Consider the following 21,852-nt stretch of genomic DNA (forward strand, 5'->3'; position numbering starts at 1 on the left):
GCCGCGGTCTCCTCGAGCGAGGAGGCCTGCTCCTCGGTGCGCTTCGACAGATCGTCGGCGCCCGTGTTGATCTCGCGAGCCGCAATCCCGACATCCGACGCCGTCACCTGGATCGTCGACACCGTCGCTGAAAGGCGATCGACGGCTTCGTTGAAATCGGCCCGCAACTGCTCGTACTCCGCCGGGAAGGCATCCTCGATCCGGCAGGTCAGGTCGGCGTGGGCGAGGCGCTCCAGCCCGGCGGCGAGGGCGCGGACGATCGCCTCCTGTTGCCGTGCGTGGTCGCGTTGCTGCTCAGCCGTGCGCTCGCGCTCGGCCTGGTTGCTGCGGCGTTCGGCGTCGCTGCGCTCCGACTGCTCCCTCGCTTCGGTTTCCAGCCGCGCCTTCTCGATTGCTGCCTTCCGCAGCACGGCCACCGCGTCGGCCATGGCCGCGACCTCGTCGCCGCTGCGCAGCTTCGGCGGCTCGCTGGCGAGATCGCCGGCTGCCAGCTTCAGCATCGAATCCTTGAGCTGGCCGAGAGGCCTCAATGTCCGGCGCGTCAGCCAGAACAGCAGCGCGCCGCCGATCGCGGCGATGACGAGGCCGGCGATGACGTTGTTGCGGATCATCTCGTCGATGACGGTGAGGAAATCCGACTGCTTGATGCCGACATAGAGAATGCCGATCACTGCATTGTTCGACTTCTGGACGATCGGCTCGTAGATGGTGAAATAGGGGACACCGAGGATGTCGGCGGCCCCGGAATAGGTACGGCGCTCCTTGAAGACGGCGTCATTGGCTGCGCCTTGCGCCAGCTTGGTTCCGACCGCACGCCCGCCATCCGGCTTCTGGACGTTGGTCGAGACGCGCGTATCGCCCATGAACACGGTCGCGGTGCCGCCGGAGAGCGCCTTGACCTTGTCGACGGCAGCAAAGTTGCCGTTGACCGGCTCCGAGCCGAAATAGAGCTTGTCGCCCTCCAGCCGGGGCTCGCCCTTGGCGCTGAGGATATCCCGCAGCAGGTTGATGTTGACGGTCAGGCTGGCCTGAGCCCGCTCGCGCATGGCGTTGTCGGCGGCGCGGATCGAGACGATCACCGATGCCGCAATCGCGGCAGCGAAGATGGCGAGGCCGACGATCGCGAGCCGGTTGGAAATGGGTAGCCAGAGCGAGGCGAGCTTCTTCACGAACGGCTCCTTGAGGCGGCCGACATGGGCCAGCACTCAAGAACCCGTCGAAACAGGTAAATTTCGCTTTAAAAGGGCTCGAAATCGACCCTAAAGGCGCCGATTTTCAAAGAGTTCGTTCCATTCAGTACAAAATGGACCGCGGCATGGGTGTGTTTTTGAGAGTGCTCCTCTACAGGTTGAACACACGATGCGGGACGAACTCGCCCTGGGTAATCGAGCCCGTAGCGATCAGCACGCCGCCGCTCACCGCGTAGACGGCATCGGCCTCCAGCGGGGCGTCGCGGCCGCGCAGCAGCACGCTCTGGCCGCGCTTGAGCCGGAGCGCGGCGTCGCGATGCACCACGATCTCCGGGATCAGCTGCAGGGCCGCCGAGACCGGCAGCAGCGCTTCTGCGGCGCTGTCGCCGTCGCAGTCGCGCAGCGCCTCGACCGTCGCCGCGTCCGCCACCGCGAACGGGCCGACGCGGGTGCGGCGCAGATGCGCGACATGGCCGAGACAGCCGAGCGCCAGGCCGAGATCCCTGGCGATCGCGCGGACATAGGTGCCCTTGCCGCATTCGGCCTCGAAGGTCGTGGTCGGGCCGTCATGGCGGACGATGCGCAGCGCGGTGATCTCGACGGGGCGGGCCTCCAGCGTCACCTCCTCGCCGTCACGGGCAAGGTCGTAGGCACGCTCGCCGGCGATCTTGATCGCCGAGAACTTCGGCGGCACCTGCTGGATCGTGCCGGTGAAGCGCGGCAGCAAGGCCGCGATCGCCGGCTCGTCCGGCCGGAGCTCGGAGGTCGCGACGACCTTGCCCTCAGTGTCGTCCGTATCGGTCTGCGAGCCCCAGGCAACGGTGAACTCATAGGCCTTGCGCCCGTCCATCACGAAGGGGACGGTCTTGGTCGCTTCGCCCAGGGCGATCGGCAGAAGACCCGAGGCGAGGGGATCGAGCGTGCCGGCATGGCCGGCCTTCTTGGCGTTGTAGGCGCGCTTCACCACGGCGACCGCATGGGTCGAGGTCATTCCGATCGGCTTGTCGAGCACGACCCAGCCATGCACGTCACGCTTCTTGGGCCGCGGCGGCCGGCCGCCATCCGCCTCTGCCGGGCGGTTCTCATCAGTCGTCGTCATGGTGCTTGTCTTGCTGGTCGTGGTCCGTGCCCTGGTCGATGCGCAGCGGCTGCTTCAGGATGTCCTGGCGCACCTTGTCCGAATAGAGCAGCGCATCGATGCGCTCGGCCTCGGCGAAGCTCTCATCCTGCAGGAAGCGGACGTTCGGCGCATATTTCAGGTTCACCCGATGGGCGATCTCGCCGCGGATATGGCGCTTGTGCCCATCGAGGGCCTTCAGCACCGCCGCGACGTCCTGGCCGCCGAGGGGCATGATGTAGCAGGTCGCGAGCTTGAGATCGGGCGAGAGCCGGACCTCGGGCACGGTGATGACGTGCTTCGCCAGCACATCGTCATGGATGTCGCCGCGCGCCAGCATCTCCGCCAGCGCATGCCGGATCAGTTCGCCGACACGCAATTGCCGCTGCGAGGGCCCGGAGCCCTGAGTGTTTGGTTTCTTTGCCATGGTTCTCGTTCTCCGGGATCGGACCGGATGGACGGGTTTGAAACGTCATGGCCGGGCGAAAGCCCGGCCATCTCAAATCATCCGGGAGCAAGCGTGCCTGTCAGAGGCTGCGCTTGATCTCCTCGACGCGGAAGCACTCGATCACGTCGCCAGCGCGCATGTCCTGGTAGTTCTCGAAGGACATGCCGCATTCCTGGCCGGCGACCACTTCCTTGGCGTCGTCCTTGAAGCGCTTGAGCTGGGCGAGCTTGCCTTCGTGAACCACGACGCCGTCGCGGATCAGGCGGACATTGGCGCCGCGCTCGATCGTGCCGTCGGTGACGCGGCAGCCGGCGATCTTGCCGACCTTCGAGACGTTGAAGATCTCAAGGATCTGCGCATTGCCGAGCATGGTCTCGCGCAGGGTCGGTGCCAGCAGGCCCGACATCGCGTCCTTCACATCATCCATCAGGTTGTAGATGATGCTGTAGTAACGGATCTCGACCCCGGCCCGCTCGGCCGCTTCGCGCGCTTCCTTGTGGGCGCGGACGTTGAAGCCGATCACCACCGCACCCGAAGCCTGGGCCAGCGTGACGTCGGATTCGGTAATCGCGCCGACGCCGGACGAGAGTACGCGGGCGCGAACCTCGTCATTGCCGACCTTCTCGAGCGAGCCCACGATGGCCTCGACCGAGCCCTGCACGTCGCCCTTGACGACGAGCGGGAACTCCTTGCGGCCGGCGCCTTCCTTGAGCTCGCGCATCATCTCGGCCAACGAGCGGCCGGCACCCGAGCCGGCGCCGCGGGCGGCCAGCCGATCGCGCTTCTGACGCTCGCGGTAGTCGGTGATCTCGCGGGCACGGGCTTCCGACTCGACGACCGCGACGCGATCGCCGGCTTCCGGCGTGCCGTTGAAGCCGAGCACCTCGACCGGAAGCGACGGCCCCGCTTCCTTGATCTGGGCGCCGGTATCGGAGATCAGCGCGCGGACGCGGCCCCATTCGGCGCCGGCGACGACGATGTCGCCGGTGCGCAGGGTGCCGCGCTGGACGAGGACGGTCGCGACCGGGCCGCGGCCGCGGTCGAGCTTGGCCTCGATCACCGTGCCTTCTGCGGCGCGCTCGGGGTTGGCCTTGATGTCGAGCACCTCGGCCTGCAGCGCGATCGCTTCGAGCAGCGTGTCGAGCCCCTGGCCGGTCTTGGCCGAGACCTCGATCTCCAGCGTCTCGCCGCCGAGCGACTCGACCTGGATCTCGTATTGCAGCAGCTCGGACCGGACCCGGTCAGGGTTGGCGTCGGACTTGTCGATCTTGTTGATCGCCACGATCAGCGGCACCTTCGCCGCCTTGGCATGGTTGATGGCCTCGACCGTCTGCGGCATCACGCCGTCATCGGCAGCGACCACGAGCACGACCACGTCCGTCACCTTGGCGCCGCGGGCGCGCATCGCCGTGAAGGCGGCGTGGCCGGGCGTGTCGATGAAGGTCACCTTGGCACCGTTCGGCGTCGTCACCTGATAGGCACCGATATGCTGGGTGATGCCGCCGGCTTCGCCGGAGACGACATGGGTCTTGCGGATCGCGTCGAGCAGCGAGGTCTTGCCGTGGTCGACATGGCCCATGATCGTCACGACTGCCGGGCGCGAGACCAGGGTCTCGTCGGTGTCCGGCGTGTCGAACAGGCCTTCCTCGACGTCGGACTCGGCGACGCGCTTGACGGTGTGGCCCATTTCCTCGGCCACGAGCTGGGCGGTGTCGGCGTCGATCACGTCGGTGATCTTGTGCATCGCGCCCTGCTTCATCAGCAGGCGGATGACGTCGACGCCCCGCTCGGTCATGCGGTTGGCGAGTTCCTGGATGGTGATCGTCTCCGGGATGATCACCTCGCGCATCACGCGCTCCTTGGCGACATCCGAGGCACGATGGCCGGTCATGCGCTGCACGCGGCGACGGAACGAGGCGAGCGAGCGTGTCCGCTCGTCGTCCCCGCCCGTGGCGGTCGACAGCGTCAGGCGGCCACGCGGCTTATCGCCGACTTTCGGGGTCTTCGGAGCCGGAGCCGGGGCGCCGCGAGGTGCACCGCCGGGGCTGCCGCCAGGGCGACGGAAGGCGGGACGCGCCTCGCCATCATCGGGACGGCTGCGCGGCGCGCCTGCCGAAGAGGGCGCCTGGCGCGCGGGCCGGGCGACGAGCGGCTCGGCGGTCGCATTGGCATCGGGGCGCGGCGGGCGCGGCGAGTCCGAACGGGGCGGCCGGAAATCCAGGCGCGGCGGGCGGGCGCCGACATCGCGCGCCGGCGGACGCGGTCCGCCGAATTCGCGCGTCTCCCGGGGGCCGGACGGAGCAGGACGCGGCGTCTGGGTGTAGGACGGAGCAGAGGGAGCAGCCGAAGGCACAGCATCGCGCGGCGGCGCGGGCCGCGGCGGGGCAGCCTCTTCGCTCATGCGCTGGCGGGCCGCACTCTCGGCCCGGCGCTTATGCTCGTCTTCCTGACGCCTGCGGTCTTCTTCCTCGCGCTGGCGCGCCTGGGCGGCCTCGCGCTCGGCGCGTTCACGCTGCTCACGGGCGGCGCGCTGGCGCGCTTCCTCCTCGGCGCGGGCGCGGGCCTCCGCCTCGGTGGCGCGGGCGTCGGAGAGGGCGCGCTGGCGCGCGTCCTTCTCATCGTCCGAGAGCGTGCGCAGCAGCATGCTGCCGGCCGGGCGGCTGGCCTGTGGCGCGGGCTGCGGTGCCTGTGGCCGCGGCGGCGTCGGAGCCTGCTGCTGTGGCTGCGGGGCACGGGCAACCGGAGCTGCCACGGGTTCGTGGCCGCTGACGCGGCGCTTGACCTCGACGACGACCTGCTTCGTGCGCCCATGCGAGAAGCTCTGCCGAACCGTGCTCTGCTCGACAGGTCGCTTCAGCGACAACGTCTTGGGAGGCGTCACGCTCAAGGTCTTGTCGCCGGGGGTCTTGGTATCACTCATTCCGCTGTCGGTCCTGCCGGTTCGGTCTTCGTCTGGTCGCGTACGTCGGATTCAGCCGGGTCGATGAACGCCGTTTCGCCAGCATCGTTCATCCGAAAACGGATGAGCCGACGCCAGCGCGCGAGGAAACCCTCAGTCGCCGGACCCGGAGCAAGCGCTGCATGTATCACATGCTCACGCCCCAGCGCCAGTTCCAGTTCAGCCGCGGCGAAAATCGCCACGACCGGTATCTCTTTCGGCCCCGGTGCACGCCGCAGCGCCTGGCCGATCTTGCGCTTTCCGTCCTCGGCGCCGTCGCTCGCGGCGATCACCGCGGCAGGGCGCCCTGCTTCCGCCTGGGCCTCGACCTTGGCGAAGCCGGTCGAGACCAGTCCCGCCTTGTTCGCCATCGCCAGCGCCTGGATCGCGTCCCGGACCAGCAGCGCATCGACCTCGGCCGCCAGCTCGGGCGAAACCGTGACCTTCATCTTCAGCGAGCGCTCGAACGCGCGTCGCTTGACCGCTTCGCGGACTGCGGCAGCGCTGAGCGAGACCCAGACGCCGCGTCCCGGCAGCTTGCGCCTGATGTCCGGCACCAGGACATCGCCGGGGCCGACCACGAAGCGGATCAGGTCATCCGGCGCCCGGCCCTGGCGCGTCACCACGCAGGTCCGCTCCGGACCCTCGCGTTCGGCGCGCCGGTTCATCTCGCGCTGCCCCGGCTCAGGCCTGCGACTCCTCGGTCTCGGCCTCGGCCTCGGCTTCCGGCTCCGGCGCCTCGATCCAGCCCGCCTTGACGCGGGCGGCCATCACGATCGCCTCGGCGTCCTGCCGCGACAGGTCGAAGCCGTCGAGATAGCCGGAATGGCGGGTGCTCTCGCCGTCCTTGCGCTCGGTCCAGCCGACCAGATCGTCGGTTGCGCAGCCCGCAAGGTCCTCGACGCTCTTCACGTCGTTCTCGCCGAGCGCGACCATCATCGCGGTGGTGACGCCCTCGACCTCGCGCAGCGTGTCCTCGACCCCCAGCGCTTTGCGCTTGTCGTCGAGCTCGGCCTCGATCGTGGCCAGATATTCCTGGGCGCGATTCTGGATCTCGGCGGCGGTGTCCTCGTCGAAGCCCTCGATCGAGGACAACTCGCTCGGCTCGACATAGGCGACTTCCTCGACCGAGCGGAAGCCTTCCGAAGCGAGCAGCTGGCCGACGGTCTCGTCGACATTGAGGGCGTTCATGAACAGCTCGGTGCGCTGCACGAACTCCTTCTGGCGGCGCTCGGACTCCTCGGCCTCGGTCAGGATGTCGATATCCCAGCCGGTGAGCTGCGACGCCAGGCGGACATTCTGGCCGCGGCGGCCGATGGCGAGCGAGAGCTGCTCGTCCGGCACCACGACCTCGATCTTGTCGGCTTCCTCGTCCAGCACGACCTTGGCGACTTCCGCCGGCTGCAGCGCGTTGACGACGAAGGTCGCGACATCGGGCGACCATGGGATGATGTCGATCTTCTCGCCCTGAAGCTCGCCGACCACGGCCTGCACGCGCGAGCCGCGCATGCCGACGCAGGCGCCGACCGGGTCGATCGAGGAATCGCGCGAGATCACCGCGATCTTGGCGCGCGAGCCCGGATCGCGGGCGACGGCCTTGACCTCGACGATCCCGTCATAGATCTCCGGCACTTCCTGGCCGAACAGCTTGGCCATGAACTGCGGATGGGTGCGGGACAGGAAGATCTGCGGCCCACGCGGCTCGCGGCGCACGTCGTAGACATAGGCGCGGGCGCGGTCGCCGACCTTGAAGGTCTCGCGCGGGATCATCTCGTCGCGGCGGATGATCGCCTCGCCACGGCCGAGATCGACGAAGACATTGCCGTATTCGACGCGCTTGACCGCGCCGTTGACGATCTCGCCGATGCGGTCCTTGTACTCGTCATACTGCCGGTCGCGCTCGGCCTCGCGCACCTTCTGCACGATGACCTGCTTGGCCGACTGGGCGGCGATGCGGCCGAAATCGAAGGGCGGCAGCGGATCGGCGATCACGTCGCCGACCTGGGCGGCCGGATTGTGCCGCTTGGCCTCGTCGACAGTGATCTCGACGGCGCCGTTCTCGACGAGGTCGACGACCTGGAGATGCCGCGCCAGGCGCAGCTCGCCCGACTTGGTGTTGATCTCGGCGTGCACGTCTGTCTCGGCGCCGTAGCGCGAGCGCGCCGCCTTGGCGATCGCGTCCTGCATCGCGTCGATCACGATCTGCCGGTCGATCGACTTCTCGCGGGCGACGGCGTCGGCGATCTGCAACAGCTCGAGCCGGTTGGCGCTGACGGCCATGGCGCTCACTCCTCTTTCTGTGTGTTCTTCACCGGCCCCTTGGCGCCCTTGCCCGGCTTGCGGGCCTTGGGATCACGGGGGCCGAGCGACTTGCCGCGCCCGGGTACGGGCTGGGCGATCTCGTCGGCGGGCGGCATTTCCGGCGCCAGGCCCGATTTGCCGCGCCGGAGCGATTCGGTGACCAGCGCGTCGGTTAGCACCAGCCGCGCCTCGGCGATCAGGCGCATCGGGATCGCGACATCGCGCTCCTCGTCGGCCTTGGCGTCGTCGCGGCTCAGCAGGGCGTCGGTCCCGCTGGCGCCCCGCAGGATGCCGCGGAAGCGCTTGCGCCCGGCAAAGGGCTCGCTCGTCTCGATCTTGGTCAGGTGACCGGCCCAGCGCTCGAAATCGCTCGGCCTCACCAGCGGCCGGTCGATGCCCGGCGACGATACTTCCAGATGATAGGCCGTCTGAACGGGATCGTCGACGTCCAGCGCCGGCGAAACCGCCTGGCTCACGGCCTCGCAGCCTTCGACAGTCATCGTGCCGTCGGGCAACTCGGCCATGATCTGGACGGTGCAGCCGTTCTGGGCGCTGATGCGCACGCGCACCAGCCGATAGCCGAGATCCACGATCGCCGGCTCGATGATCGCCGCGACGCGCGCGGCGATGCCGCTCTCCACGACGATGCGCTCTTCCTGATCCTGGCTGTTCTGCTCGACCATCCGTATGGCTCGCCCGTCTCCCGCCGGCTCCAAAAAACACTCATGGGCGGTTCGGCCAATAAAAAAGAGCGGGCCGGTGGGCCCGCTCTTGATCGCCGGCTTACACCGAAACCAGAGCTGTTGGGCGCTATCTAGTCCCGTTTCCGCGATCTTGCAAGCCTGTCCTCGATTTCGACGATCCTGCTAACCGGCTGGTCATTCTTCATTGCTAGGAGAGGGGATGGTTGTGTGTGGGGTTGCGTGATGAGTCCTGTCGGCGCGTTGCTGCGCGATCTCGAGACGACGATGGCTCGCGGCTCGACCGACGAGCGCGCCGTCATCCTGTCACGCCTGACCGACCTCTTCCTGGCCACGGCCAACGAGATGGGCGAGGACCAGGTCGGCGTCTTCGACGTGGTCATCGGCCGCCTCGCCCGCGCGATCGAGATGAGGGCGCGCATCGAACTGGCGGAGCGGCTCGCTCCGGTCCCCAATGCGCCGAGCGGCGTCGTGCGCCAGCTGGCGCTCGACGAGATCGCGGTGGCGCGCCCGGTTCTCGTCGCCTCGCCACGTCTCAGCGACCATGATCTCGTCGCCATTGCCGCCGCCAAGGGCCGCGATCACATGCTCGCCATCACCGAGCGTCCGGACCTCGGCGAGCCGGTCACCGATTTCCTGATCCTGCGCGGCGGGCGCGTCGTGACCCACGCCGTCGCCGCCAATCAGAGCGCCCGCTTCTCGCGCCACGGCATGGGCGTGCTGGTCATGCGCGCCGCTCAGGACGACGCCCTGCAGGCGACGCTCGGCACCCGCGCCGACATCCCCGGCGATCTCGCCGAGCAGTTGCTGGCTGCCGCCAAGAGCTCGGCCCGTCGCCGGCTCGAAGCCTCGCTCGAGCCATCCCTGCTCGGCTCCGTCGCCGGCGCCGTCGAGCGCGGCGCCGAAGCCGTCTCGGCCCAGGCGACCATCGGCGACGAGCTCGGTCGCTTCGGCAAGGCGCTGGCGGACGTCAAGGCCCTCGACGAAGCCAGCAAGCTCGACGAATCCGTGGTGGCGCAATACGCGACCTCCGGCGCGATCGAACATGCGATCTGCGGCGTCGCCACTCTGGCCCGCCTGACCCTGCCGGCGACCGAGCAGATCGTCTTCGGCCCCGATCGCGACGCAGTGCTCCTGGTGGCGCGCGGCATGGGCTGGTCCTGGGAGACGACCAGGGCACTGATCGGCCTGCGCAAGGGCGACGGCAAGTCCGCTCCGGTGCTGGAGCGGGCCAAGCAGAGCTTCCGCAACCTGACGCCGGTGACGGCGCAGCGCGTGCTCGGCTTCCTCAGGATGCGCGACGGTGCGCAGTCAGATAGCTCGGCACCCGCCCGGCCTTGACCGCTTTGGCCTCGTAGCGGGTGCGGACCCAGCCGGGATAGGGCTGGCGCCAATCGTCCGCGCTCTCGTCGGTCCAGTCGAAATCAGGCGAGGCGGCGAGCCGCGCCAGCGTCCAGCCGACATAGTCGTCGATGTCGCTGGCGAAGCGGAAGCGACCGCCCGGCCGCAGCACCCTGGCGAGCAGGGATAGGGTCCGCTCCGAGACGAAGCGGCGCTTGCGCTGACGGCGCTTCGGCCACGGATCCGGATAGAGCAGGTCGGCCGCGTCGATGCTTCCTGCGGGCAGCTGCGGCAGGAGCAGCGCGGCATCGCCGTCCCAGAGCCGGATGTTGCGCAGGCCTTCCTGCTCGATCACGGCCAGGAACTTGGCCATGCCGTTGATGAAGGGTTCGACCCCGATGAAGCCGATCTGCGGGCTCTCGCGCATGCGCGCCAGCAGATGCTCGCCGCCGCCGAAGCCGATCTCGAGCCTGACGGCCTCGACGGGAATCGGAAAGAGCGCCTTCAGATCGGGGATCGGCCCTTCCGGCAGACGAAGCGCCGGCAGCGTCTCGGCGATGCGCTCGGCCTGGCCCTGGCGCAGTCCCTTGCCCTTGCGGCGGCCGAAGAAGGCCCGGTCTGGATCGTGCTGGTCGGTCATGGCCGCGCTCTAAACGTGTTCAGGCGAAAGAAAAAGGCCGGAGCACAAGCCCCGGCCTTCATGATCCTGCAGGCGGCGTGGATCAGGCGACGGCCTTCTTCAGCGCGTCGACCAGATCGGTCTTCTCCCAGGAGAAGCTGCCGTCACGGCCGGCCTTGCGGCCGAAATGGCCATAGGCCGCCGACTTGGCGTAGATCGGCTTGTTGAGGCCCAGATGCGTGCGGATGCCGCGCGGCGTCAGGTCCATGACTTCACCGAGCACGCTCTCGAGCCTGGCCTCGTCGACCTTGCCGGTGCCGTGCAGGTCGACATAGATCGACAGCGGCTTGGCGACGCCGATGGCGTAGGAGAGCTGGATCGTGCAGCGCTCGGCCAGCTTGGCGGCGACGACGTTCTTGGCGAGATAGCGCGCCGCATAGGCGGCCGAACGGTCGACCTTGGTCGGGTCCTTGCCCGAGAAGGCGCCGCCGCCATGGGGCGCCGCGCCACCGTAGGTGTCGACGATGATCTTGCGGCCGGTCAGGCCGGCGTCGCCATCGGGGCCGCCGATCACGAACTTGCCGGTCGGGTTGACGTGCCAGACGGTGTCCTTCGAGATCCAGCCATCGGGCAGGGTCTCACGGATATAGGGCTCGACGATCTTGCGGACATCGGCCGAGGTGAGCGTCTCGTCGAGATGCTGGGTCGAGAGCACGATCTGGGTGACGCCGACCGGCTTGCCGTTCTCGTACTTGACGGTGACCTGGCTCTTGGCGTCGGGGCCGAGCTTGGCGGCCGGACCTTCGCCGGCGTGACGGGCCTTGGCGAGGACCTCGAGGATCTTGTGGGCGTAGTAGATCGGCGCGGCCATCAGCTCGGGCGTCTCGCGGCAGGCATAGCCGAACATGATGCCCTGGTCGCCGGCGCCGACATCCTTGTTGCTGCTTTCGTCGACGCCCTGAGCGATGTCGGCCGACTGCGGGTGCAGCAGCACGTCGATCTTGGCCTTCTTCCAGTGGAAGCCGTCCTGCTCGTAGCCGATCGCGCGGACCGCCTTGCGCGCCGCCGACTTCACCTTCGACTTGATCTGCTTCTCGTCGAGATGGGTGCGGACCTCGCCGGCGACGACGATGCGGTTGGTGGTCGCCAGCGTCTCTGCGGCGACGCGCACCTGAGCCGGATCATGGCCCGCCTTGATCGCTTCCTTGAAGAACAGATCGACGATCTCGTCCGAGATCCGGTCGCAGACCTTGTCCGGGTGGCCTTCGGAAACGGACTCGCTGGTGAAGAGGTAGTTCTGGCGGGACACGGTCGGGATCCTTCCCAAGCTGCGGGGCGGGCGCCGGAGGAAACCTGCGCACGAATGAAAAATGCGCAGCGTCTTTTGCAGCGGAAAGGTTCGCCGTCAAGGCAGGAAATTCTTTTGACAGATATTTTGTTCGTTAAGTCGAACGAATAGGACGTGGAATCAGGCTGTTTCGCCAGGTTCATCCGCCAGGGCCTCGACAAGGTCGATGACGCGTCGCCGGACACGCGGGTTCTTGATGCGCACGAAGGCCTTGGAAAGTTGTACGCCCTCGCTGGTGGAGAGGAAGTCGGCGACATAGGCCGTCGCCGACGCGTCGGCGAAGCCGCCGGTGGCCACGTCGCCGGCCGGAGCGCCCTCGAAGAAGAAGGAGACGGGTACGCCTAGCATCTTGGCGATCTGCTGCAGGCGGCTGGCACTGATCCGATTTGTGCCCTTCTCGTATTTCTGCACCTGCTGAAAGGTCAGGCCCAACGCCTCGCCCAGCTTTTCCTGGCTGATTCCGGCCAGCATGCGCTGCATGCGTACCCGGCTGCCGACGTGACGGTCGATCGGATTCGGAAGTTTCTTCAGCATGGGCCTTTCACCTCGGGTCTCACTCAATCGCACTTCCGGCCGCGCGTCTACCGCCGGCTCTGGCAGGCCAGGAGCTGGTATGCATTGGTATGCGTTGATTCTTGGCCGTTCTGCGTTGAAGCTGCTAAGATCGGAAAAAGACGGGACATGTCGGGACGACATTTCAACGCGGGACGAGACGCGCTCGACTTCATCGATCGGCTGAGCACTCTCACCGATCCGACGACGGTCGTCGCCGCTTTGCGCGATAAGCTCGCCAGCTATGGCTTCCACGCCTTCCTGATCACCGGCCTGCCGGAAATCGGCGACCGGATCGATCCGCTCGTTCTCCTCAACGGCTGGCCGCCGGGCTGGTTCGAGCTCTATCTGGAGAAGTCGTTCTCGGATTGGGACCCGATCGCGGCCCATTGCAAGACGACGATCGACCCGTTCGCCTGGAACGATGTCTATCAGGAGGGCGCGGCGCTGCCGCGCCAGCGCGAGGTGATGCACCGGGCTCGCGACTTCAACATGATCGAGGGCTTCTGCGTGCCGATCCATGGCGAAGCGGGCTTTCAGGCCGTGGTCACGATGGCCGGCGATCGGCCGGACCTGTCGCGCCAGGCTCGTTCCGCGATTCACCTGATGTCGATCTACGCTCATGGCAAGGCCGCAGATTGCCTGCGGCCGGCACGGCTTGAGCATGTCCTGACCGTTCGCGAGCGCGAGGTGCTGACCTGGTTCGCGATCGGCAAGACGACGGAAGGCGTAGCGGAGCGCCTCGGCGTTTCCGCCGGCACGGCGGAGGCCCATTTCGAGAACGCCGCCAGGAAGCTCGGCGTCAGGGGCCGCACGCGCACGGTGATCGAGGCCTATCGCCGCGGCGAGATCAGCATCTAGGCGTGTTCCGTCGAGGCGGGACTACTTATGCGTTAGGAACAGCTGCTCGAATTCGGTCGATTTCGCCCGCTTCTTCCGGAATTCCGGAATACCCGTGAAACCTGAATGGAGCCAGCTTGCGTCCCTCTAGGGAGGGAAGCGGCGATGATCCACGTTATCGATGCCGGGAACCGGCACCTCTACCGGGCCGAGCTCGAGCAGCACTACCAGATTCGGCACCAGATTTATGTCGGCGAGCGCAAATGGATGGCGCTCGAGCGGCCCGACGGGCGTGAGGTCGACCAGTTCGACAACGCGGATGCGACCTATCTGCTGGCGATCGAGAACGGGCGCGTCATCGGCGGCACGCGGCTCGTCCCCACGACCTGCCCGCATCTGATGGCTGATGTCTTCCCGTTCCTGGCCGATGTGCGTGGGCTCCAGCGCGGCACCGACATCGTCGAATGGACGCGCATCTTCGTCGTGCCGGAGCGGCGCGGCCCCGACAGCAAGGTGCTGCATACCGTTCTGGCCGGGATGTTCGAGTATTGCCTCGCCAACGACATCACGGCGATCACCGTGGTGATGGAGACGTGGTGGATGCCGCGTTTCCTGGAACTGGGCTGGGAGGTCCGGCCGCTCGGCCTGCCGACCGTGATCGAGGGCATGAACTGCGTCGGCACGATCATCACGGTGAGCGAGGACGCCTATCGCCGTACCCTTGCCTTCAAGGACATCGAAGCGCCGGTCATCCTGTCGCGTCGCGACGCGAAGCGGACCCCGGGCGAGCGGAGGATCTCGCATGGCTAATCAGCATGACACCGGCAGCAGCCGCGACAAGATCGAATACGCCCTCGGCCTGCTCACCACCCTGCTGCGCAACCAGCCGGTGCATCAGGAACTGGTGGATGTGGCTCACCGCATGGACTTGCCGGACGAGCTCTGGCTCGCAGTGCAGATCCTGTCCATGTCTGAGCCGGACCAGGTGAAGCTCAGGGATTTCCTGCTGGTGAATCCCAGCCCGCAACTGCAGCGGCTCAATCAGAACACGCTCGTCCTGACTCAGGATACGCCCCCGGCCCTGCACTGAGCCGACGTCCCATCAAGGGAATTGCACTGTCCTTCCGGCCTTTCGCTCTGCGAAGTTCCGGAAAGACAGCACGCCTCGGCAGGAAATCCAGCGGTTCAGTGCGTCACTGCTCGATGGTGTCGATCGGCGCTTCGCCGAGCGATTCGACGAGATCGACGATACGCCGGCGCACGCGCGGGCTCTTGATCCGCACGAAGGCCTTGGTCAGCTGCACACCCTCGCTGGTCGCGAGGAAATCGGCGACATAGGTTGTGGCCGACGCATCGGCGAAGCCTTCCCCGACGCTATCGTCGGCGGGCGCCCCGTCGAAGAAGAAGGCGACGGGCACGCCCAGCATCTTGGAAATCTGCTGCAACCGGCTGGCGCTGATCCGGTTGGTGCCCTTCTCGTATTTCTGAACCTGCTGGAAGGTCAGGCCCAGCGCCTCGCCGAGCCGTTCCTGGCTGACGCCGGCGAGCATGCGGCGCATCCGGACGCGGCTGCCGACATGGCGGTCGATCGGATTCGGTACTTTCTTCAACATGGCAGCCGGTCCCCTTTTTTTATCCGGTCAGCCAGCCGGTGGCCCGTTGAAGGCCTGGCGCGGTTGGCCATTCGGCGGCGGTCCCGAAAGAAAGTTCCAAATGGGATTACCGTCGCCGCATTATTACTCCAGCGAGCATTAGGCTGGCAACTACACCTGCAAAGAAAAGGTCGCCGAAGCGGGAATAGGGCGTCGCCGGACCAGCGCGGGGCAGCGAGGTGTCGATGACGCCGGCCTCGCCGAGCGGCAACGCGGCGCGGATGCGCCCGTAATGGTCGGTCACCGCCGAGATCCCGGTGTTGGCGACGCGCACGAGCGGCAGGCCTTCCTCGATGGCGCGCAGGCGGGCCTGGGCGAGATGCTGGTAGGGCCCGCTGGTCTGCCCGAACCAGCCGTCATTGGTCAGGTTGAGGATGAAGCCCGGCCGCGGCCCGCTCGGCATCGCCTCGCCGGGGAAGATCACCTCGTAGCAGATCAGGCTCGCCGCCGGCGGCAGGCCGCGGATCGACAGCGGCGTGCGTCGGCTGCCCGACGCGAAGCCGCCCGGAACCGAGACGAATTCGGACAGGCCGACCGCCCGGATCAGCCGCTCGAAGACAGCAGGCAGATACTCGCCGAACGGGACGAGATGGACCTTGTCGTAGCTGCCGGTGATCGTGCCCTCGTCGTTCACCACCTGGATCGCGTTGTAGATCGGCGGCCGGCTTTCACCAGGCAAGGTTTCGCCGGCGCGGGCCGCGCCGGTGATCAGCGTCGTGCTCGGCGGCAGCAGCGCGGCGATCCGCGCCAGTGCCTGCGGCGTGCGCCCGAGCAGGAAGGGGAAGGCCGACTCCGGCCAGATCAGATGCGTCACATCCTGCACGCCCGAGGTCGCCGGGCCGGTCGCCCGGTCGCTGAGCGCGAGGTAGTGCGACAGGATCATCTCGCTGTTGCGCGGGCTGAACTTGGCATCCTGCGGCAGGTTCGGCTGCATCAGCCGGAGTTTGACCCCGCTCAGCGCCGGAACCGGCTCTGCAGGAATCCGCCAGGCGCCGAATCCGGCCATGGCTGCCAGCGCAAGCCCCGCCAGCGCAGGCGCGCGCCAGCGCCCTTCGCCCTTTTCGCCCGTTCCGAGAACGGCCGGCGCGGCCCCGATCGCGACGGCCAGCGCCGTCAGCCCGTAGAGCCCGATCAGGCTGGCGCTCTGGGCCAGCCAGGCCGGGCCGGCCAGCATCATGCCGTAGACGTTCCAGGGAAAGCCGGTGAGGACATGGCCGCGCAGCCACTCGCTCAGCGCCAGCACGGCCGCCAGCACCAGGATGCGCCCGGCGCCGGTCGGCCAGAGCGCCCGCGCCAGGGCGAAACCGGCAGCCGGGAAGACGGCGAGGAAGGCCGGCAGCGCCACGACGCCGAGCGGCATCGCCCAGGCGAACTTGTCGGCCTCGACCAGGAAGGCGGCGCCGAGCCACCACAAACCGGCGAGATGATAGCCGAAGCCCCACCACCAGCCGGCGCTCGCGGCCGCCCAGAGCCGCCCGCGCCGGGTTTCCACGACGGAGCCGTCGATCAGCCAGACCGCCGCGGTCATCGGCACGACCATCAGCGGCCAGAGATCGAGCGGGGCCAGCGCCAGCGCGCCGCAGGCGCCGCAAATGAGCGCGATCAACCGGCGCGGCCAGCCCCAGGCGAGGATGACGCGGTCGGCCAGCGCCGAAAGCAGCGTCATGCGGCGTCCGGCGCGGCTGGTGCCTCGGTCGCGATCGCATCGCGGCGATGGATGCGCAGGCGCTTGACCCGGCGCGGATCGGCGTCGAGCACCTCGAATTCGAGGTCCTCCGGCCCCTTGATCAGTTCGCCGCGCACCGGCACCCGGCCGGCCAGGGTCACGATCAGCCCGCCGAGCGTATCGACCTCCTCGGCAACCTCGGCGCTCGACAGGTCGATTCCGGTCGCCTGCTTCAGCTCGTCGAGGGTGGCGCGGGCATCGGCGATGAAGCGGTTCTCGCCGGCCGGCGCGATCGCGGGAGCTTCGTCGAGATCGTGCTCGTCCTCGATGTCGCCGACGACGATCTCGACCAGGTCCTCGATCGAGATCAGCCCATCGGTGCCGCCATATTCGTCGATCACCAGGGCGATATGGGTGCGCGTCGCCTGCATCCGGACGAGAAGGTCGACCGCCGGCATCGAGGGCGGCACGTAGAGCACCGGCCGCAGGATCTTGGCCTGGGCCAGCGTCATCGAGAGGTCGATGGCGCCCAGACTCGGGCCAGCCGGCGCCTCCGCCTCGCCGCGCAGCTTCCGGCCCGGCTTGGCCCGGGCTGCGATGAAGTCGAGGAAGTCGCGGATGTGGATCATCCCCCGGGGGTCGTCGAGCGACTCGCCATAGACGGGCAGGCGCGAATGGCCGGCGGTCCGGAACAGCGCCAGGAGGTCGCCGAGCGTCGCCTCCGAGGAGACCGCGATCACGTCGGCGCGCGGCACCATCACGTCGGCGACGCGGCGCTCGCGCAGGCTCAGCACGTTCGAGAGCATCGCCCGTTCCTGAGGCGAGAGATCGGTCACTCCGCCGCTGTCCTGCGCCAGCGCCTCGGTGATGTCCTCGCGGATCGAACCGCCCTGGCGCAGGCCGAGCCGGTCGAGGAAGTGGCCGAGCCAGTGCGCCAGGCCACGGCCCGTCGGTTCAGACGAGGAGGAAGATCGGGTGTCGTCGCTCATGACGCTGGCTGGGGCTTCTTGGTCTTGGACGCTGGGCGGGGCTGCATGGGTTCCGGCTCGGAGCCGGCATAGGGGTCGGCGATGCCGAGGCGGGCAAGCGCTGCGGTCTCCAGCGCTTCCATTCGCTGGGCCTCGGCTTCCGTCTCGTGGTCTTCGCCGAGCAGGTGCAGCAGCCCGTGGATCACGAGATGGCTGAGATGGTCGCCGAAGGGTTTCTCCTCGGCCTCGGCCTCGCGGGCGACGGTCTCCAGGGCGATCACGATGTCGCCGATCACCGGGCTCGATGCGATCCGCTCGGGCGGCGCGGCCGGGAAGGAGAGGACATTGGTCGCCTTGTCGAAGCCGCGCCAGTCGCGGTTGACGATGCGGATGCGCTTGTCGTCGGTGAGCAGCAGGCTGAGCTCGGCGCCCGGCAGCGGCTTGACTGGAGCCAGCGCCAGCCCGGCATCGACCGCGGCGAGGATCCGCGGTCGCAAATCGCCGATCTCGCGCCATTTCCGGGACTGCATGCGGATATCCAGCGAGGGCCCGCTTATGGCAGGCTCCGCTGCTGTGGTTCGCGGCGCAGCGCGCCGCGAACGAGGTCGGTCGGTCATCGCGGCCGCTCCCGCGACAGCATCCGCTTCAGCCCGTCGGCATCGCCCTCGGCGGGAGCCTCCGGCGCGGGCAGGGCGGCAAGCCGCGCCTCGCGCTCGTCGCGCTCCGCCCTTGCGGCGTCCTCATAGGCCATGACGATCCGGCGCACGAGCGCGTGGCGCACGACGTCGCCTTCCTCGAAGCGGGCATGGCCGACGCCCTCGACGCCCGAGAGCAGCCTGACCGCCTCGACCAGGCCGGAGCGCTGGCCCGGCGGCAGGTCGACCTGCGAGGGGTCGCCGGTGATGATCATGCGCGAGCCCTCGCCCAGGCGGGTGAGGAACATCTTCATCTGCACGGAGGTCGCGTTCTGCGCCTCGTCGAGCAGCACGACGGCATTGCTCAGCGTGCGCCCCCGCATGAAGGCGAGCGGCGCGATCTCGATCATGCCGGTCTGCAGGGCGCGCTCGACATGGCGCGCCTCCATGAAGTCGTTGAGCGCGTCGTAGATCGGCCGCAGGTAGGGATCGACCTTCTCGCGCATGTCGCCGGGCAGGAAGCCGAGGCGCTCGCCGGCCTCGACCGCCGGGCGCGACAGCACCATGCGCTCGACCACGCCCTGCTCGATCAGCGAGACCGCGTGGCCGACGGCGAGCCAGGTCTTGCCGGTGCCGGCCGGGCCTTCGGCGAGGACGAGCTCATGGCGCTTGAGCTGGCGCAGATAAGCGTCCTGGGCGGCGTTGCGGGCCCGGACCGGGCCGCGCTTGCGCGTCACGACCGCGTCGAAGGCGGCCTTGCCGGCATTGTCGGAGGGGAAGAGCGAGCGCTGCACATTGCTCTCCTCGATCGCACCATCGACCTCGCCGAGATTGACGGCCGCGCCGGTCTTGGCGCGGGCATAGAGCGTGCGCAGCACGCGGCTCGCCTGCTCGGCGGTCTCGCGCGGGCCCTTGATGGTGACGTGGTTGCCGTTCGGACTGACGACGACACCGAGGCGCCGCTCCAGATGCGCCAGGTTCTGGTCATAGTGACCGAAGACCAGGCCGGCGGTCTGGTTGTTGTCGAAGGTGAGTTCGACCTCCGCGCCGGGCAGGCCGTCGCGCGTCAGCGCCTCGTCGCGGCGACCGCCGCGCTCGGCTTTCGGATTGAATTGATCGGCCTGGGCCAATGCCATTGTCTCCAGTGGGAATGAGTCGGACAGGCGCAGTCAAAAACCATCACCGCCAAATAACGTTCACCGCAACGCCGACGCCATCGCACGCTACGCACTCGGACCGTCTCAGGCAGCCAACCCCGGCTGTTCCACCGCACGGCCAAACAGCGAGTTCGACCCGGCGCGCTCGATCAGGACCATGACGCGATCGCCGATCCGGTGCGCCGCGCTCTCGATCTGGACCGCCTGCATATAGGGCGTCTTGCCGGCGAGCTGGCCGGAATGCCGCCCGTTGCGCTCGATCAGAATCTCGACGGTGCGCCCGACCATGGCGTGGTTGAACTCCTGCCGATGCTGTTCGACCAGAGCCTGCAGCCGGTAGAGCCGCTCGTCCATCACGGTGGGCGGCACCTGTTCGGACAGCTCGGCTGCGGGCGTGCCAGGGCGCGGCGAGTACTTGAACGAATAGGCCGAGGCGAATCTGACATCGGCGATCAGCCGCAGCGTCTCCTCGAAATCGGCATCGCTCTCGCCGGGGAAGCCGACGATGAAGTCCGAGGACAGGGCGATATCGGGCCGCGCCGCGCGGATCTTGTCGATCAGCCGGCGGTACTCGTCGCCGGTATGCTTGCGGTTCATCGCTGCAAGGATCCGGTCGGAACCGGCCTGCACCGGCAGATGCAGGAACGGCATCGCCTGCGGCAGGTCGCGATGGAGGGCGATCAAGTCCTCGTCCATGTCGCGAGGGTGGCTGGTCGTGTAGCGGATGCGGGCGATGCCGGGCACTTCGGCGATGCGCCGCATCAATCGCGCCAGCGTCCAGACCCGGCCATCGGGGCCGTCGCCATGATAGGCGTTGACGTTCTGGCCGAGCAGCGAGATGTCCTGCACGCCCGCCTGCGCCAAGCGCTCGACTTCGGCGATCACCTGCGCGACCGGGCGCGAGAACTCGGCGCCGCGCGTATAGGGCACGACGCAGAAGGCGCAGAACTTGTCGCAGCCTTCCTGCACGGTAACGAAGGCCGAGACGCCGCGGGCCACGATCGCCGCCGGCTTCGGCGCCGGCAGGTGATCGAACTTGTCCTCCGGCGGCAGGTCCGTATCGACGACGCGGCCGCTTTTCGCCTGCGCCAGCAATTCCGGCAGGCGGTGATAGGTCTGTGGGCCGATGACGAGATCGACGGCCGGTTGGCGGCGCTGGATCTCGGCGCCTTCGGCCTGGGCGACGCAGCCGGCGACGACGAGCGTGGTCTCGCGCCCCTGCGCCTTACGCTCGCGCTTCAGGTCACGCAGCTTGCCGAGCTCGGTATAGACCTTGTGCGCCGCGCGCTCGCGGATATGGCAGGTATTCAGCAGGATGAGGTCGGCATCGTCGGGCGTCGCAGTCTCGACATAGCCCTCCTGGCCCAGGACGTCGGCCATCCGCTGGCCGTCATAGACATTCATCTGGCAGCCATAGGACTTGATATGGACTTTCTTCATCAACGCTGATCCGGCCTCAACCGCGTCTCCTTATCCCAATCGCCCCTAGCTTGGGAATCATATCGCTCTCGCTGGTCGACACGCAATATCCGGGCCGCAACAGTCCAAGCTGTTCGTATCTGGCTCAGCCGCGTGACCGGCCGGTGACGGCTTCCTGCCGCGCCCGCCGGATCGCGATCTCGGCGAGGCGCGTCGCCTCCTTGCGCGAGAGCTTGCGGCCCATCCGGATCGGCTCGCCCCAGGCGAGCTCCACATCGATGGCGCCGGAATTGATCATCGCCTGGAAATGCGGCGCGAGTTCGGTGTCGCCATACCAGGACAGCGCCGAGCGCTCGGCCCGCCCGCCGCGCAGGCCGTGGAAGCCGGTATAGGTGACGCAGAGCGGGTAGATCGTTGTCTCGGCCTCGTCCGCCCCGCGCACGGCTTCGTGAGCGGCCCCAAGCAGCGAGGAGCGCAGCGGCAGGACGCGTGTGCCGTCGCCGGTGGTGCCCTCGGCGAACAGAACCACCGACTGTCCGTTCTGCAGCCGCCTGCCCATCTCGCTGGCGACGCCGGCGGTGGCGCCGCGGCGCATCCGGTCGATGAACACGGTGCGCTGCAGCGTCGAGAGCCAGCCGATCACCGGCCAGGTCGCGACCTCGGCCTTGGCGACGAAGGAGAGCGGCCCGGTGGTGCCGATGACGGGGATGTCGAGCCAGGAAGTGTGGTTGGCGACGATCAGCCCGCCTTGGCCTGCCGGCGGAGGCGCGCCGCGCGTGGTGATGCGCACTCCGAAGCAGCGGCAGCCCAGTTTCTGGAACAGCCGTGTGAAATAGAACGGCCGCCCGAGGCGCATGGCGACAAGCTGCGGCGGAATCAGGACGAGCGTGCCGAAGACGAGCAGCGCAAGCCGCACCATGGCGCCGGGACGGATGCCTTTCATGCTGAGCCGCTCATTCT

The 21,852-nt window shown here is 68.0% G+C and carries 21 protein-coding genes; 4 read left to right on the plus strand and 17 right to left on the minus strand.

The genetic code is table 11. The annotated features are described in order from the left end of the window. The 7 genes from V7S63_RS23295 to rimP form a co-directional block, all read right to left on the minus strand. Positions 1-1,169: methyl-accepting chemotaxis protein (locus tag V7S63_RS23295; protein ID WP_336531989.1), on the minus strand; the 1,169-nt coding region annotated here is incomplete at its 3' end. Between the two features lie 172 nt (positions 1,170-1,341). Continuing rightward, positions 1,342-2,289 carry a tRNA pseudouridine(55) synthase TruB gene (truB, locus tag V7S63_RS23300; protein WP_336531990.1) on the minus strand — a complete coding sequence of 316 codons (948 nt, stop codon included), beginning with the start codon at positions 2,287-2,289 and terminating at the stop codon, positions 1,342-1,344. Further along, positions 2,276-2,734, minus strand: coding sequence for a 30S ribosome-binding factor RbfA (rbfA, locus tag V7S63_RS23305; protein ID WP_091835852.1), 459 nt, complete (start codon positions 2,732-2,734; stop codon positions 2,276-2,278). The genes truB and rbfA overlap by 14 nt, the downstream gene beginning before the upstream one ends. A gap of 100 nt (positions 2,735-2,834) precedes the next feature. After that, positions 2,835-5,675, minus strand: coding sequence for a translation initiation factor IF-2 (infB, locus tag V7S63_RS23310; RefSeq protein WP_336531991.1), 2,841 nt, complete (start codon positions 5,673-5,675; stop codon positions 2,835-2,837). Continuing rightward, entirely contained in the window at positions 5,672-6,361 is a 690-nt protein-coding gene (locus V7S63_RS23315) for an RNA-binding protein (RefSeq protein ID WP_336531992.1), read from the minus strand. The genes infB and V7S63_RS23315 overlap by 4 nt, the downstream gene beginning before the upstream one ends. A gap of 16 nt (positions 6,362-6,377) precedes the next feature. Next, a complete protein-coding gene (gene nusA / locus V7S63_RS23320; RefSeq protein ID WP_336531993.1) occupies positions 6,378-7,973 on the minus strand; it encodes a transcription termination factor NusA in 1,596 nt (531 codons plus the stop codon). Positions 7,974-7,978: 5 nt separating this feature from the next. Further along, on the minus strand, positions 7,979-8,677 hold the full coding sequence (gene rimP / locus V7S63_RS23325; RefSeq protein ID WP_091835838.1) for a ribosome maturation factor RimP: 699 nt from the start codon (positions 8,675-8,677) through the stop codon (positions 7,979-7,981). Between the two features lie 243 nt (positions 8,678-8,920). On the opposite strand from rimP, the gene V7S63_RS23330 reads away from it, so the two are divergent. Next, the gene (locus V7S63_RS23330; protein ID WP_100964534.1) at positions 8,921-10,036 is read left to right on the plus strand and encodes a DUF2336 domain-containing protein; all 1,116 of its coding nucleotides are present in this window, start codon (positions 8,921-8,923) and stop codon (positions 10,034-10,036) included. Here V7S63_RS23330 and trmB read toward each other — a convergent pair. The 3 genes from trmB to V7S63_RS23345 all read right to left on the minus strand — a co-directional run bounded on the left by trmB (position 9,984) and on the right by V7S63_RS23345 (position 12,537). Next, positions 9,984-10,676: a tRNA (guanine(46)-N(7))-methyltransferase TrmB gene (gene trmB / locus V7S63_RS23335; protein ID WP_336531994.1), complete on the minus strand. Its 693-nt coding sequence runs from the start codon at positions 10,674-10,676 to the stop codon at positions 9,984-9,986. The two genes, V7S63_RS23330 and trmB, sit on opposite strands and share 53 nt — an antisense overlap. 82 nt (positions 10,677-10,758) lie before the next feature. Next, positions 10,759-11,964: a methionine adenosyltransferase gene (gene metK / locus V7S63_RS23340; protein ID WP_336531995.1), complete on the minus strand. Its 1,206-nt coding sequence runs from the start codon at positions 11,962-11,964 to the stop codon at positions 10,759-10,761. A 159-nt stretch (positions 11,965-12,123) separates the two neighbouring features. Further along, the gene (locus V7S63_RS23345) at positions 12,124-12,537 is read right to left on the minus strand and encodes a helix-turn-helix domain-containing protein (protein ID WP_336531996.1); all 414 of its coding nucleotides are present in this window, start codon (positions 12,535-12,537) and stop codon (positions 12,124-12,126) included. A gap of 147 nt (positions 12,538-12,684) precedes the next feature. On the opposite strand from V7S63_RS23345, the gene V7S63_RS23350 reads away from it, so the two are divergent. The 3 genes from V7S63_RS23350 (at position 12,685) to V7S63_RS23360 (ending at position 14,485) form a co-directional block, all read left to right on the plus strand. Next, positions 12,685-13,416, plus strand: coding sequence for a LuxR family transcriptional regulator (locus V7S63_RS23350; protein WP_158673584.1), 732 nt, complete (start codon positions 12,685-12,687; stop codon positions 13,414-13,416). A 144-nt stretch (positions 13,417-13,560) separates the two neighbouring features. Further along, positions 13,561-14,205 (plus strand): acyl-homoserine-lactone synthase, encoded by a 645-nt coding sequence (locus V7S63_RS23355; RefSeq protein WP_158673583.1) that lies wholly within the window; start codon positions 13,561-13,563, stop codon positions 14,203-14,205. Next, complete coding sequence (locus V7S63_RS23360) at positions 14,198-14,485, plus strand: hypothetical protein (RefSeq protein WP_091835817.1); 288 nt, start codon at positions 14,198-14,200, stop codon at positions 14,483-14,485. Before V7S63_RS23355 ends, V7S63_RS23360 begins: the two co-directional genes overlap by 8 nt. A 103-nt stretch (positions 14,486-14,588) precedes the next feature. On the opposite strand, the gene V7S63_RS23365 is transcribed toward V7S63_RS23360, so the two are convergent. The 7 genes from V7S63_RS23365 to V7S63_RS23395 all read right to left on the minus strand — a co-directional run bounded on the left by V7S63_RS23365 (position 14,589) and on the right by V7S63_RS23395 (position 21,835). Then, a complete protein-coding gene (locus V7S63_RS23365; protein WP_091835814.1) occupies positions 14,589-15,008 on the minus strand; it encodes a helix-turn-helix domain-containing protein in 420 nt (139 codons plus the stop codon). 106 nt (positions 15,009-15,114) lie between these two features. Next, positions 15,115-16,713: an apolipoprotein N-acyltransferase gene (gene lnt / locus V7S63_RS23370; RefSeq protein ID WP_336531997.1), complete on the minus strand. Its 1,599-nt coding sequence runs from the start codon at positions 16,711-16,713 to the stop codon at positions 15,115-15,117. After that, positions 16,710-17,702 (minus strand): hemolysin family protein, encoded by a 993-nt coding sequence (locus tag V7S63_RS23375; RefSeq protein ID WP_336531998.1) that lies wholly within the window; start codon positions 17,700-17,702, stop codon positions 16,710-16,712. Before V7S63_RS23375 ends, lnt begins: the two co-directional genes overlap by 4 nt. Beyond that, on the minus strand, positions 17,699-18,211 hold the full coding sequence (gene ybeY, locus V7S63_RS23380) for an rRNA maturation RNase YbeY (protein ID WP_199777568.1): 513 nt from the start codon (positions 18,209-18,211) through the stop codon (positions 17,699-17,701). Before ybeY ends, V7S63_RS23375 begins: the two co-directional genes overlap by 4 nt. 83 nt (positions 18,212-18,294) lie before the next feature. Then, on the minus strand, positions 18,295-19,446 hold the full coding sequence (locus V7S63_RS23385) for a PhoH family protein (protein ID WP_425285443.1): 1,152 nt from the start codon (positions 19,444-19,446) through the stop codon (positions 18,295-18,297). A 111-nt stretch (positions 19,447-19,557) separates the two neighbouring features. After that, complete coding sequence (gene miaB / locus V7S63_RS23390; RefSeq protein ID WP_336531999.1) at positions 19,558-20,913, minus strand: tRNA (N6-isopentenyl adenosine(37)-C2)-methylthiotransferase MiaB; 1,356 nt, start codon at positions 20,911-20,913, stop codon at positions 19,558-19,560. Positions 20,914-21,037: 124 nt separating this feature from the next. Then, positions 21,038-21,835 (minus strand): lysophospholipid acyltransferase family protein, encoded by a 798-nt coding sequence (locus V7S63_RS23395; RefSeq protein ID WP_091835798.1) that lies wholly within the window; start codon positions 21,833-21,835, stop codon positions 21,038-21,040. Between the last annotated feature and the right edge of the window lie 17 nt (positions 21,836-21,852).

The organism is Allobosea sp. CCNWLY174, assembly GCF_037120455.1.
Taxonomy (GTDB): domain Bacteria; phylum Pseudomonadota; class Alphaproteobacteria; order Rhizobiales; family Beijerinckiaceae; genus Allobosea; species Allobosea lupini.